At 74.9% G+C, this 13,265-nt stretch carries 12 protein-coding genes; 7 read left to right on the forward strand and 5 right to left on the reverse strand.

What is annotated here, in order from left to right:
* The first annotated feature begins 424 nt into the window (after nt 1–424).
* From AB0A65_RS16395 to AB0A65_RS16420, 6 genes are all read left to right on the forward strand, one after another.
* A complete protein-coding gene (locus tag AB0A65_RS16395; protein WP_359952057.1) occupies nt 425–1,687 on the forward strand; it encodes a DnaJ domain-containing protein in 1,263 nt (420 codons plus the stop codon).
* Between the two features lie 79 nt (nt 1,688–1,766).
* Complete coding sequence (locus tag AB0A65_RS16400; protein WP_359952059.1) at nt 1,767–3,167, forward strand: IucA/IucC family protein; 1,401 nt, start codon at nt 1,767–1,769, stop codon at nt 3,165–3,167.
* The gene (locus AB0A65_RS16405) at nt 3,164–4,684 is read left to right on the forward strand and encodes an IucA/IucC family protein (RefSeq protein WP_359952061.1); all 1,521 of its coding nucleotides are present in this window, start codon (nt 3,164–3,166) and stop codon (nt 4,682–4,684) included. The genes AB0A65_RS16400 and AB0A65_RS16405 overlap by 4 nt, the downstream gene beginning before the upstream one ends.
* Nucleotides 4,681–5,817 carry a type III PLP-dependent enzyme gene (locus AB0A65_RS16410; protein WP_359952063.1) on the forward strand — a complete coding sequence of 379 codons (1,137 nt, stop codon included), beginning with the start codon at nt 4,681–4,683 and terminating at the stop codon, nt 5,815–5,817. Before AB0A65_RS16405 ends, AB0A65_RS16410 begins: the two co-directional genes overlap by 4 nt.
* Nucleotides 5,818–5,927: 110 nt before the next feature.
* Nucleotides 5,928–7,082, forward strand: a complete 1,155-nt coding sequence (locus AB0A65_RS16415) for a hypothetical protein (protein ID WP_359952065.1) — start codon at nt 5,928–5,930, stop codon at nt 7,080–7,082.
* Nucleotides 7,079–7,864 (forward strand): PhzF family phenazine biosynthesis protein, encoded by a 786-nt coding sequence (locus AB0A65_RS16420; protein WP_359952067.1) that lies wholly within the window; start codon nt 7,079–7,081, stop codon nt 7,862–7,864. The genes AB0A65_RS16415 and AB0A65_RS16420 overlap by 4 nt, the downstream gene beginning before the upstream one ends.
* Here AB0A65_RS16420 and AB0A65_RS16425 read toward each other — a convergent pair.
* A complete protein-coding gene (locus AB0A65_RS16425) occupies nt 7,861–8,349 on the reverse strand; it encodes a MarR family winged helix-turn-helix transcriptional regulator (protein WP_359952224.1) in 489 nt (162 codons plus the stop codon). The genes AB0A65_RS16420 and AB0A65_RS16425 overlap by 4 nt on opposite strands.
* A 59-nt stretch (nt 8,350–8,408) precedes the next feature.
* On the opposite strand from AB0A65_RS16425, the gene AB0A65_RS16430 reads away from it, so the two are divergent.
* Nucleotides 8,409–8,786, forward strand: a complete 378-nt coding sequence (locus tag AB0A65_RS16430; protein WP_359952069.1) for a cupin domain-containing protein — start codon at nt 8,409–8,411, stop codon at nt 8,784–8,786.
* On the opposite strand, the gene uppS is transcribed toward AB0A65_RS16430, so the two are convergent.
* From uppS to AB0A65_RS16450, 4 genes are all read right to left on the reverse strand, one after another.
* The gene (uppS, locus tag AB0A65_RS16435; protein WP_359952071.1) at nt 8,783–9,562 is read right to left on the reverse strand and encodes a polyprenyl diphosphate synthase; all 780 of its coding nucleotides are present in this window, start codon (nt 9,560–9,562) and stop codon (nt 8,783–8,785) included. The two genes, AB0A65_RS16430 and uppS, sit on opposite strands and share 4 nt — an antisense overlap.
* Nucleotides 9,563–9,582: 20 nt before the next feature.
* Nucleotides 9,583–10,332: a TipAS antibiotic-recognition domain-containing protein gene (locus AB0A65_RS16440; RefSeq protein ID WP_359952073.1), complete on the reverse strand. Its 750-nt coding sequence runs from the start codon at nt 10,330–10,332 to the stop codon at nt 9,583–9,585.
* A gap of 251 nt (nt 10,333–10,583) precedes the next feature.
* Entirely contained in the window at nt 10,584–11,330 is a 747-nt protein-coding gene (locus tag AB0A65_RS16445) for a succinate dehydrogenase/fumarate reductase iron-sulfur subunit (protein ID WP_359952075.1), read from the reverse strand.
* Nucleotides 11,327–13,264 carry a fumarate reductase/succinate dehydrogenase flavoprotein subunit gene (locus AB0A65_RS16450; protein ID WP_359952077.1) on the reverse strand — a complete coding sequence of 646 codons (1,938 nt, stop codon included), beginning with the start codon at nt 13,262–13,264 and terminating at the stop codon, nt 11,327–11,329. Before AB0A65_RS16450 ends, AB0A65_RS16445 begins: the two co-directional genes overlap by 4 nt.
* Nucleotide 13,265: the final 1 nt, after the last annotated feature.

Consider the following 13,265-nt stretch of genomic DNA (forward strand, 5'->3'; position numbering starts at 1 on the left):
ACCACCGGTGCGGGGCCGCCCCCGTTCCGCACCTGCACCCTGCCGATGCGGATCGACAAAGGTGAATGGCGGCCCTGTGCACTGTCCGAAGTCGCCACACCCGGCGCGAGTCGGGAGGAACACAATGAAACGGACGCCCCGTCCGGCCCGAGCCTGCCCGTACTAACGAGTGCGGCCGTCCGGGGAAAACCGCAGGCCCGTGCGGTGCAACGGCCCCCGGGGACGCCGCCGCGGCCCTCCACTGTGGCGCCGATCCGGGCACGGGGGTAACCCGTCCGGGTAAGACCGGGTGAATTTTCGGGACCTGCCGACACCGAAAGGGGCGAACCGGCGGTAGATTGGGGGCTCCATTACCGTCGAGTCCGACGCCCGATCCCCCTCTCCGGGCACAGGCCCGTCCCCGTACGACCGACCGGGAGCCGTGGTGAACGAACCAGACCACTACCGCGTCCTCGGGGTGAGCCCGCAGGCACCACGCAACGAGATCCAGGCCGCCTACCGGCGCCGCCTGCGCGAGACCCATCCCGACCGCGGCGGCGACGAGGGCGAGTTCCACCTCGTCCAAGGCGCCTGGGAGACCCTCTCGCACGCCGGGCTGCGCCGCGAGTACGACCTGCTGCGCTTCGGGCGCCGCGCCGCCCGCCGCTACGGCCGCGCCGCCGCCAAACCGTCGCACCGCAAGGTCCGCGGCTGGAACGTCGCGCCCCCGCCCGAACCGGTCCAGCACGCCTTCCCCGCCGAAGGCGCCCTCGTCGCCGTCCCCTGGCACGCCCGCCTGCGCCTGACCCGGCCCGTCTACCGGCCCTCCGCGTGGATCGCCGCCGCCCTGAGCATCGCGGTCGCGGGCGTGTGGGCGTTCATGGGCCTGGGCTTCCTCGGTCAGGCGTTCGCCTCCGACTCGTGGATCTTCCTGCTCCTGGCCATCCCCGTCACGATCGCCATCGCGATGATCGTCGTCGTCCAGACCAGCCGGGCCCTGCGCCGCCGCCCCGACACGGCCCCGCCCCCGCCGGCCGGGCGCCTGATCTTCGCGACCCTGTTCGCCGCCATGGTCATCGCCCTCGCCGGGCCCTCCACGCCGTGGGGCTGGGCCCTCGGCGTGTACGTCCTCGCCGGTTCCGCGCTGGCGTGGACGGTGAAGCGGGTCCGGTTCACCGTGGCGCTGCGCCGCCAGGTCGGCGCCGCACTGCGCCAGTTCAACGCGTTCGGGCCCGTCGGGACCCGCCCCAAGGCCGACCGGCTCACCGGGAAGCTCCTGCGGGAGGTCCTCACGAACCTGCCCGCCGCGCGCCTGTTCGTCGCCCTCCCCGCGGAGCCGGACACGCGCGTGCCGCACGCGATCGTGTGCGGCGACCGGATCGCGCTGCTGTGCGCGCCGGTCGGACGCGACAGCTCCGACGTGGACTCGGTGAACCTCCCCGACGCCGTCAAGGTCCTCACCGCGGCCCTCCCGGACGCGCACGTCCAGGGCTGGGTCCTGTGGCCGACGCTCCCCGAGGCCGCCCGCGCCGGGGAGGACGCGGCCGTCCACGACGTCGCGGTCGGCCAGGCCGCCGCCGACATCGGACTGTGGCTCGCCGCCGCCGGCCCGGTCTACGACCTGCCGGTCCTCCAGGCCCTCAGGATGCGCCTCGCCGCCGTCCCGGGCCCGCGCACCGGAGACCGCGCCCCGGCCGTGCGGACCTGACTCTTACGCTGCGCTTATGCGCGCTCCGTGAGCAATCGCACCCTCCACACGGGCGGGTGCGGCCAGTATGGTTCAGGCAATGGACGCCACCGCCCGCGCCGACCGGATCGTCGCCGACCGCCTCCGCGCCGCCGCCGACCGCGAACCCCTGCCCGGCCCCGCGACCGGTGCCGATGCAGTCGCGATCGCATCGTCGATCGGCGCCGGATCGCCGCACGCGGACCGGTTCACCGCCGAGGTGGCCGCGGCCGTCCGCGGCACCGCCCTCGCCCTGGAGGCCGCCCGGCCGCACCCGACCGACCTGTGGGCCGCCGCCGCAGCCGAGCACCCGGACCCGTCGGTGTGGTTCGAGCAGGCCGTGCTCCTCGGCCACCCCGTCCACCCCCTCGCGCGGTCGCGCGGGGCGCTCACCGACGCGGAGATCCGCGCGTACGCCCCCGAGCACCGGGCCCGGATCGACTTGGGCCGCTACGGGTTCGCGCGCCGCGCGACGAACCAACCGGACGCCGGGACCGAGGTCCCCCCGGTCCCGGTCCACCCGTGGCAGGCCCGCAGGCGCGGACTCGGCGCACCGGACCGGGTCTGGGCGGGCGCGGCGCCGCTCATGAGCCTGCGCACCGTCGCGACCGGACGGTGGCACGTGAAGACCGCGGTCGACCTCCAGCTGACCTCCGCCGTCCGCCACGTCTCGGCGGCCTCGATCCGCAACGGTGCCGCGCTGGCGGCGCGGCTCGCCGACCCGGCGAAGCGCACCGGCATCGCGCTGCTGCCCGAGACGGCGCTCTGGGCCCTCGCCGAGGGCCCCCGCGGCGACGACGGTCCGGACCTCGCGGTCGCCGCGACGGCCGACGGGCCCCCGGACCCGGGGCTGTCGGCCCTCGTCCGCCCCGCCCCGCACGTCGTCGGCCATCCGCGCGCCGTCCCGCTGGCCGCGCTCGCGGTGAGATGCCCCTCGGACGGGCGGCCGATCGCCGTGGCGTTCACCGGGGACGACCCCGCATCGTGGTGGGAGGCGTTCGTCGCGGTCGCGCTGGCGCCGCTGCGCCTGTTCGCAGACACCGGCGTGGCCCTCGAAGCGCACGGGCAGAACACCCTCGCGTCCTTCACCGGCGACCGGCCGACGTCCCTGGTGTACCGGGACTTCGGCGGCGTGCGGGTCCCGCCCGGGGACTGGCCCGATCTCGTCGGCGACCTCCCCGAGCCCGACCCCGAGAAGCGCCTCGTGAAGCTCTTGGCCGCGTTGTTCCCGACGACGCTGACGTCGATCGTGGACGCGTTCGCCGACTGGTCCGGGACCGACCCCGGCAAGTGGTGGTCCGCAGTGGCGGCCGAGGTGCAGGGCATGGGCCTGGAGTCGTGGATCGCCGCCGCCGTTCTGCGCGACCCCTGGCCCCTGAAGGCCACGACGGCGATGCGCTTGGCCGACAACCCGGTCGACGACATCTGGATCCGCGTCGACAATCTGCTGGCGGCGGCGTGAACCTGACCGACCAGATCCTGGCCGCGGCCTGGCGCGAAGACCTCGCCGGGCACCGCACCGGCCCCGCACCGGTCCCCGAGGGACCGTTCAACCAGCTCGAATACCCCGACAGTCCCGGCAGCGGCGACGACGGCGACCCGGTGAAGGCCCTGGAGGCGATCCTCGGCGGACCCGTCCCCGCGCACCTGGCCGCGGAACTGGAGTCCGCCAAGGGCGGCCGGGCCCTCGCGAAGACCCGCGCCGCCGCCAAGCGCAGGCATGTCGCGGCCCTGGCCGCACGGGCCGGGGCGCCGAGCCTCGCGCACCTCGTCGCCGCATGCGGCCGCGACACCGACACCGCCGCACGCCTCCTCGAAACCCTCGCGACCGACGGGCACCAGCTGCACCCGTGCGCACGGACCCGCCTGGGCTGGAACCGCGCCGACCTCGAACGGTACGACCTGGAGGCGCCCCGCCCGGTCCGCGTCCGCCTCGTCGCCGACCGCGCCGGGGTCCTGGACCGGTCCGGGGCCGACTTCCGCACCCACCCGATGCTCGCCGGCCTCGACCTGCCCGACCCGGTCGTCCCCGTCCACCCCTGGCAGCTCGAACACCGCGTGCTCCCCCAGTACGCGGACCTGTTCGCCGCCAAGCGGCTCACGGTCCTGGACGAGACGGTGCCCGCGTGGCCGACCGCCGCGATCCGCACCCTCGCCGGGCACCGCGCCCCCGGGTTCCTCAAACTCGCCATCGGCATCCACATCACCTCCACGCGCCGCGACATCTCCCCCGCGACCGCGCTCCTGGCCCCCGTCCTCTCCAAGCACCTGACCGCGCTGGACGCGGGCGGGGCGCACCGGCTCGTGCCCGACCTCGCCGGGGCGTGGCTGCCGGGCCGCCGGGACCTGACCGCCATCGCCCGCGCCCCCCTCTCCGGCACCGTCCCGGCCGGGACGGTGTGCGTGCCCGCGACGGCCCTCGCCGCCCTCTCGCCGGTGACGGGCGTGAGCATGGCCGCCGAGTACGCCGACTGGCACGGCGACCCGGCCGCGTGGCTGCGCGCCTACGCGGCCCTGTTCGTGCCGCCGGTGCTCGCCAAGGCCGCCATGGGCATCGGCCTCGAAGCGCACCTCCAGAACAGCCTGGTCGCCATGGACGGGCCCGTCCCGGTCGCGGCGGTCTCGCGCGACCTCGGCGGCGCGCGACTGCACCTGCCGGCCGTCCCCTTCGACGTGGCGCTGCCCGAGGGGAGCCCGGTGAACGCCGCCTCGATGGACCAGGTGCGCGCGAAGGTCGCGTACACGCTGTTCCAGAACCACCTCGCGGCCCTGGCGACCGCGCTGGCCCGCGACTGCGGCCTGGACGCGGGCGCGTTCTGGGCCGACCTCGCCGACCTCATCGCCTCCCTGGACCTGCCCGCGGCCGACCGCGACTGCTACCTCGCCGAGCAGCTGCCGACGAAGGCGCTGCTGTCGATGCGCCTGGACCCGGGCCGCGAGATCGAAGCCCTCGTGGACAACCCGTTGGCGCGCCGATGATCCCCGCGAAGGTCCGCGCCGCCGTCGAGGCCCTGGCCTCGCCCGCCAGCGCCTGGGTCTACGACCCGGCCGTGCTGAGTGCGCGGCTGGCGGCGGTGCGGGGGGCGCTGCCGGGGTGGACGGTCCTGTACGCGATGAAGGCGTGCGCGAACCCCGCGATCCTCGCGGCGGCGGTGCGCGGGGCGGACGGGGTCGAGTGCGCCTCCGGCGGCGAGCTCGCGGCCGCGCAGGCCGCGGGGGCGCGGCGCCTGGCGTTCTCGGGGCCCGCGAAGACCCCCGCGGACATCGCGGCCGCGGCGGCGTGTGCGACGCCCTTGACGATGCACGCCGAAAGCGTCCGGGAGCTGGAGGCCCTTGCGGCGGCGGGGTTCGCGGGGCCGGTGGCGCTGCGGGTCAACCGGGGGCGGGCGCTGCCGGGCTCGCACCAGATGACGGGGGCGCCGACGCCGTTCGGCATGGACGAGCAGGCCGCGCTCGCTGCCGCTGAACGCGGCACGGCGCTGGGGCTCGATGTGGCGGGGTTCCATCTGCACGCGGTCTCGAACTGCCTCGACGCCGACGCCTATGCCGCGCACGTCCACGACGCGCTCGACTGGGCGGTGGAGGCGGCGGCGGGCCGGTTCGGACTGCGGTACGTGAACGTCGGCGGGGGCCTGGGGGCCGATCCGCGCGGGGACGTGATCGACCTCGACGCGCTCGCCGGGGCGCTCGGCGACCGGCCGCAGGCACTCATCGGTGCGGGCGTGGAGCTGGTGGTGGAGCCGGGCCGGTACCTGGCGGCCGCGGCGGGCTGGTACATCGCGGAGGTCGTGGACGTGAAGACCGTTGCGGGGCGGGCGTTCGCGCTCGTGCGCGGCGGCACGCACCATTTCCGGCTGCCCGCGGCGTGGGGGTACGCGCACCCGTTCGCGGTCGTGCCGGGTCCGCGGGAGGGCGAGGTGCTGACCGATGTGGAGGTCAGGGTGTGCGGGGAGCTGTGCACGCCGCGCGACGTCCTCAACGGCGGCCGGCATGTGGGGTCGGTCGGGGTCGGGGACCGGCTGGTGTTCGCGGACGCGGGCGCGTACGGCTGGGAGATCTCCCACGACCGGTTCCTGGGGCACCCGGGCCCTGACATGGTTGTCATCGACTGATCGGCCGATCCGCAAACGTTCGCCTTGCGTCTACCATGAAGGACCCTGCCGTGCCCGGTCCGTCCCGACCAGGTGCGCTACCGCCTCGATCCCCCCATTGAGGAGTCCGTATGCCGAATCGGCGTTTTGCCCGGCGGACCCATCGCGACGCGGCGCGGTTCGCGGCCGCGGGCGAGCACCGCAGAGCCCTGCCCGCGTTCGCGGCGGCCGCGGCCGAGTACCGCGACCGCCTCGCGGGCCATCCGGGCGACCGGGCGTCCCGTGAGGACTTCGCCGACCTGCTGGCGTCCACTGCGTCCTCCCATGCGGCCCTGGGCGAGTACCCGGCCGCGTTCGCCGCCGAGAGGGAGCGCGCGCAGGCGGCCGAGCCGCTCGGCGCGGTCGGCGCCGCGCGGGCCAGGCAGCGCCTGGACTTCGCCGAGTCGGCGGTGCGCGCGGGGCGGCTGCTGACCGCCGCGGTGCAGGCCGACGCGGCCCTGAACGCCCTGGACGACACGGACCCGAACGACCCGGCGGCCCCGGGGTTCGCCGACCTCGCGTCGGCGCTGGCGCGGGCGGCGCGGGTGTTCGGCCGCGCCGCCGACCCCGATCTGGCGGTCGGTGCGGCGGACCAGGCGGCGCGGATGCTCCTGGCGGCGGGCCGCCAGGACGCGCTGCTGCGCGACAGCCTCCGCCTCGCCGCGGCCCTGCACGCCGCGGCCGGGCGCGGGGCCCATGCGCGGGGCGCGAAGGAGCTCCTCGGCAAGTACTTCCCCGACGCCGAACCGCTCACGGCCCCGAACCTCGTGACCCTCAGGACCGCCCTGGAGACGGCGACGGCCCGGGGCGCGTTCACCGACCCGACACTGATCCGGCGCCTGTGCCCGGACCCGGCGGGCCGCGCCGCCCCGCCGACGCCCACGGCCCGCTGCGACCTCGGCCTCGCCGCCGTCGCCCTGCACGCCGCCGAGCCCGCGGTCGAGGCGCTCGCGCGCGTGAGTCCGGGCCTGGCGTGGCGCATCGCCACCGAGGTCCACTACCTCCTCGCGGCGGCCGACCGGCACGGCGAGCGGAACCTCCACCTGAACTTCCGCGACCACGGCCCGGTGTGGGTGGCGATGCTCATGACCCTGGTCGAGGACGGCAAGCGCGGCCCGCTCATGGCCGACCTCGCCTTCGCGCTCTCGGGCCTGTGCGACCGCCTCCACACCCGGCACGCGGCCCCCGAGTACGAGCCGCTGATCCGCGCGACCCAGCGGTTCATCGCCGCCCACCCCGACCGGTGAAGGTCCTCGTGGTCGACGCGTGCTGGCGGGGCGCCCCCGGGACCGGCTCGCCGACGGCCGTCGTGGAAGACGACGGGTGCGCCGGGGCCGACCGGACGCGCGTGCCCGTGGCGGCGGGGACCTCGCATGCGGTGTTCCTCGACCGCACCGACCCGGCCGTGGTCGGCCTGCGGTTCTTCACCGCGGCCGGGGAGCTGCCCGCGTGCGGGCACGGGACCCTGGCGGCGCTGGCGGTCCTGGAGGGCCTCGACGGGCGCGACGAGTGGCGGCTGCGCGCCGGGGGCCAGGTGTTCGCGGGCGGGATCGGCACGGACGGCCCGTGGTTCGACGCCGGGACCACCAGGCACCGCACTGTCGATGCGGGACCGGCGCTGGCGGCGCTGGGCGCCGAGGCGGCGGGACCGGTGGTCGCGGCGGGGGCGGCCCGCGAGCGGCTCCTCGTCCCGGTCCGTGCGGAGGCCCTGGCGGGTCTGGCGCCGGACTTCGCGGCGCTGAAGGCGGCGTGCGACGCGGCGGACCTGCTGGGCTGCTTCGTGTACGCCGAGGTGCGGGAGCGGTGGTTCGCGGCGCGGATGTTCGCGCCCTCGATCGGGGTGGACGAGGACGCGGCGAACGCGAACAGTGCGGCGGCCCTCGCGGGTGCGCTCGTCGGTGACGTGCCGCTGCGGCTGGTGGTGTCGATGGGCGAGCCGCTGGGGCTGCCGTCGCGGATCCGCGCGGAGGCGTTCCCCGGCGGCGGGGTGCGCCTGTCGGGCCGGGTGGGTCCGGTGCGGGTGGTCTAGCGGTCGGCGCCGAACCAGCCGGGGGCGTCGAGGCGGAACAGCTCGCCGGGGGCGAGGGCCGCGAGGCCGGTCTCGATGTCGGCGAGGCGGTCGGGACCGATCCGGGCGGCCCAGTCGGCACGGACGCGCGCGAACGTGCGCGCGGACCGGTCGAGGACGTCCAGGCCCCGGGCGGTGAGGCGCACGGCCTTGCGGCGGGCGTCGGCCGGGTCGGGGGCGCGCTCAACGTACCCCTGCTTCTCCAGGGCGGCGATGGTCTTCCCGGCGGCCTGCTTGGTGACCCCCAGGCGCGCGCCGAGTTCGACGGCGGTGGTCCCCTGCGTGCCGATGGCCTGGAAGACGAAGCCGTGCATGGGCCGCAGGTCGGGGTGGCCGGCGGCGGCGAGGTCGGTGTGGACGGCGTCGACGGCGGCGCGGAACGCGGCGAACAGGCGCAGCGGGAGCTCGTGCCCGGGGGGCGGCTCAACGGGGGCCGACTCAACCACGATCGACAACCAGGTTTACTATATGGGCAACCATGTTGTCCATTCTAGGAGATAGCCCCGTGCGCATCGTCCGCAGTACCGAGACCCGCCGCACCGCCACCCCCGCCGCGGTCATGACCACCCTCGCCTCCCCGACCCTCGGCGACGCCCCGTACCCGCTGTGGCGCGTCGAGGCCGCCCCCGGCGCCGCCGGGCCCCTCCACCTGATCGACGCCGACCAGGTGTGGGCGTTCACCGCCGGGACCGCGGAGGTCGAAGTGGACGGCGAACGGACCGGGGCGGGCGCGGGCGACACGCTCGTCGTCCCCGCCAGCGCCCCGCGCCGCTTCACACCCGGCCCGGAGGGGTTCACGGCGATCGTCACCGGCCCGGCCGGGATGCGTGCCTCCGTGCCTGCGGCGCCGGCCGAGAAGATCGACCTCGCCTGGGCCGCTTAGCGACCGGCGAGGCGCTCGCGCCGCCGCTCGGCGAAGTCGCGCAGGGCCCGGAGGAAGTCCACGTGCCGGAACCCCGGCCAGTACACGTCGCAGAACGACAGCTCCGCGCCCGCCGACTGCCACAGCAGGAAGCTGGAGAGGCGCCGCTCCCCCGAGGTCCGGATGATCAGGTCCGGCCCCGGCAGGTCCGCGGTGTACCGGTGCGCGTCGATGTCGCCCTCGGTGACCCGCGCGGCGAGCTCCCGGAGCCCCCCGCCCGCGGCGGCCTCGGCCTCCAGGAGCGAGCGGACGGCGTCGACGATCTCGGTCTGCCCGTCGTACCCGATCGCCACCGTCAGGTGCGCGCCGTCGCGGTGCGCGGTGGCCTCCACCGCGCCCTTGAGGGCGCGCGCGGTCGAGTCCGGGACGGTGTCGAGGCGCCCGGCCAGGTGCAGGCGCCACGGGTTCGCGGGCTCGGTGAGCCGCTCGGCGACGATCTCCTCGACCATCGCCATCAGGTGCGCGACCTCCCCCGAGCCGCGCTTGGCCAGGTTGTCGGCCGAGGCGACGTACACGGTCACGTGCCCGATCCCCAGCCCGTGGCACCACGCGAGGAGGTCGTCGAGGTGCTCGGCCCCGTACCGGTGCCCCACCCCCGCGTCGGCGAACCCCTGCGACCGCGCCCACCGCCGGTTCCCGTCCATCGCCACCGCCACATGCCGCGGCAGCAGCCCCGGATCGAGCCGCCGCCGCAACCGCCGTGCGTACATCCGGTACACCCCTTGGGGAACGCGCATGCCCCGACCCTACCGGCCTCTCACAGCCGGGTGTCGGCGTAGCGGGTCATGGCCGCGGCGAGGAACGCGGCGTGGCCTTCGGCGACCTGTTCGCACGGGTCGCGGAAGCGGGGGTCGCCGGTGTAGAGGGCCGCGAGGCGCCGGTACGCCTCGGGGGCGGGCCGGGAGTCCCAGTGGGCCTCAACGAGGCGGTAGTGGTCGGCCACGACGTCCTGGACGGCCGCGTCCGCCGGGCCCCGGCCCTCGGCCCGGAGGGCCGCGAGCGCGGCGTTGATGCGGTCCATCTCCGCGGGGACGGCGCGGCGCTGCTCGGGGGTGAGGTGCTGGAGGGCGGTGAAGGCGCGTTCGACGACCTGCTGCGCCCACGCCTCCCGGGCCTGGGCGCGGGTGTCGGGGGCGTCGAGTCCGGTGAACCAGGTGTCGGGCGCCATGGGGCGGCCTCCTTCGAGTTGGCGGATGGTCGCCTCGACGGTGGCGGCGAGGCGGGCGAGGCGTTCGGCCTCGGCGGCGAGCTGGGCCGCGTGGCGCCGCAGTGCCTCGGCCTCGTCCAGGTCCCCGTCGAGGACGGCGTTGATGTCGCCCAGGCCGAGCCCGAGGCGTTTGAGCAGGAGGATCTGCTGGAGCCGCAGGAGTTCGGCGCGGCGGTAGCGGCGCTGGCCGCCGGGGCCGGTGCCGGCGGGGGCGAGGAGGCCGATGGCGTCGTAGTGGCGCAGGGTGCGCGCGGTGGTGCCGGCGAGGCGCGCGACCTGCGCGGTGGTCCACTCGTCCACGGGTGGTCTCCGTTCCGTCGGGTGCGGGTCCGACGGTATCGGCTGACGCGGCGTCACCCGCAAGGAAAGAGAGACGCGGGTCACCGTCAAGTGGCGCGACCATGGGGCGTCCGGTTCGTTGTTTACATGGGGCGGCATTGACCCACTCACGTGGGGCGGATTTCCCCCTGGGGTCTCCCCGCTCACGCGGGGCAGGAGAAAGAACGAGCGGCCCCCGGCTGATGCTGGGGGCCGCTTTCTGCTGCTTCGGGCTAGGCGGCGCGGATGGCGGCCTTGCGGAAGTCGCGGTTGAGCTGGCCGATGACGTCGAGGCCGATCTCCTTGGGGCACGCGGCGGAGCACTCGCCGGTGTTGGTGCACCCGCCGAAGCCGGCCTCGTCGTGGGCGGCGACCATGCCGAGGACGCGGGTGGCGCGCTCGGGCTGGCCCTGCGGGGTCAGGCCGAGGTGGGCGACCTTGGCGGCCATGAACAGCATCCCGGACCCGTTGGGGCAGGCGGCGACGCACGCCCCGCAGCCGATGCACGCGGCGGCGGAGAACGCGGCGTCGGCGTCCTGCTTGGGGATGGGGACGGCGTGCGCGTCGGGCGCGGTGCCGGTGGGCGCGGAGATGTACCCGCCGGCCTGGATGATCCGGTCGAACGCGGACCGGTCGACGACGAGGTCCTTGATGACCGGGAACGCCCCGGCGCGCCACGGCTCGACGTCGATCGAGTCGCCGTCCTTGTACTTGCGCATGTGGAGCTGGCAGGTCGTGGTCGCGGCCTGCGGGCCGTGCGGCTGCCCGTCGATGACGAGCGAGCAGGCGCCGCAGATGCCTTCGCGGCAGTCGTGGTCGAACGCGACGGGGTCCTCGCCCTCGGAGATGAGGCGCTCGTTGAGGACGTCGAGCATCTCCAGGAAGGAGGCGTCCTCGGAGACCTCGTCGAGTTCGTAGGCGACCATCCCGCCCTTGGCGTCGGCGTCGGCCTGGCGCCAGATTCGCAGCTTGAGTTTCACTTGTAGCTCCGTTGGGTGGGCTTGACGTACTCGAACACGAGGGATTCCTTGTGGAGGACCGGCTCGTCCCCGCCGTACTCCCAGGCCGCGACGTACGAGAAGTGCTCGTCGTCGCGCTTGGCCTCGCCCTCGTCGGTCTGGGACTCGGCCCGGAAGTGCCCGCCGCAGGACTCGGTGCGGTGCAGGGCGTCGATGCACATGAGTTCGCCGAGCTCGAAGAAGTCGGCGACGCGCCCGGCCTTCTCCAGCTGCTGGTTGAGCTCCTCGGCCTTGCCGGTGACCTTGACGCGCTTGTAGAACTCGTCCTTGAGGTCGCGGATGAGGCCGATGGCCTTGCGCAGGCCCTCGTCGGTGCGCTCCATCCCGCAGTACTCCCACATGATCTTGCCGAGTTCGCGGTGGAAGGAGTCCACGGTGCGGTCGCCGTCGTTGTTCAGGAAGAACGCGATGCGCTCGTCCACGTCGCGGCGGGCGGCCACCACGTCCTCGTGGGTCTCGTCGACGGCCTCGAAGGGCCCGTCGGCGAGGTAGTCGGAGATCGTGTTCGGCAGGACGAAGTACCCGTCCGACAGGCCCTGCATGAGCGCGGAGGCGCCCAGGCGGTTGGCGCCGTGGTCGGAGAAGTTCGCCTCGCCGGTCACGAACAGGCCGGGGATGTTCGACGAGAGGTCGTAGTCGACCCACAGGCCGCCCATCGTGTAGTGCACGGCCGGGTAGATGCGCATGGGCCGCTCGTACGGGTTCTCGCCGGTGATCCGCTCGTACATGTCGAACAGGTTCCCGTACTTCGCCTCGACGGCCTTCTTGCCGAGCCGCTTGATCGCGTCGGCGAAGTCGAGGTAGACGCCGAGCCCGCCGGGACCGACGCCGTGGCCCTCGTCGCACACGATCTTCGCGGCGCGGGAGGCGATGTCGCGGGGCACGAGGTTCCCGAACGCGGGGTAGCGCCGCTCCAGGTAGTAGTCGCGCTCGTCCTCGGGGATGTCCGCGGGGTGGCGCTCGTCGTGCTTGGACTTCGGCACCCACACGCGCCCGTCGTTGCGCAGCGACTCGGACATGAGCGTGAGCTTCGACTGGTGGTCCCCGGACTGGGGGATGCACGTGGGGTGGATCTGCGTGTAGCAGGGGTTCGCGAAGTACGCGCCCTTGCGGTGGGCCCGCCAGGAGGCGGTGACGTTGCAGCCCTTCGCGTTCGTGGACAGGAAGAACACGTTCCCGTACCCGCCGGAGGCGAGGACGACCGCGTCGGCCAGCTCGGTGGAGATCTCGCCGGTGACCAGGTCGCGCACGACGATGCCGCGGGCCTTGCCGTCGACGACGACCAGTTCGAGCATCTCGTGGCGGGTGTGCAGGTCCACCGTCCCGGCGGCGACCTGCCGCTGGAGCGCCTGGTAGGCGCCGAGGAGGAGCTGCTGGCCGGTCTGGCCGCGCGCGTAGAACGTGCGCGAGACCTGCGCGCCGCCGAACGACCGGTTGTCGAGCAGGCCGCCGTACTCGCGGGCGAACGGGACGCCCTGGGCGACGCACTGGTCGATGATCTCGGTGGAGACCTCGGCGAGGCGGTGCACGTTCGACTCGCGGGAGCGGAAGTCGCCGCCCTTGACGGTGTCGTAGAACAGCCGGTGGACCGAGTCGCCGTCGTTGCGGTAGTTCTTCGCGGCGTTGATGCCGCCCTGCGCGGCGATCGAGTGGGCCCGGCGCGCCGAGTCCTGGAAGCAGTAGTTCGCGACCCGGTACCCCAGCTCGCCGAGCGTCGCCGCCGCCGAGGCCCCGGCGAGGCCGGTGCCGACGACGATGACGCGGAGCTTGCGCCGGTTCGCGGGGTTGACCAGGCGCCCGGAGAAGCGCCGCTTCTCCCACCGCTCGTTGATCGGCCCCGCGGGGGCCTTCGTGTCCGCGACGGGCTCGCCCTCGCGGTAGTAGTCGATGCTCATG

Origin of the sequence: Glycomyces sp. NPDC047010 (assembly GCF_040644205.1) — a bacterium.
Lineage (GTDB): Bacteria > Actinomycetota > Actinomycetes > Mycobacteriales > Micromonosporaceae > Glycomyces.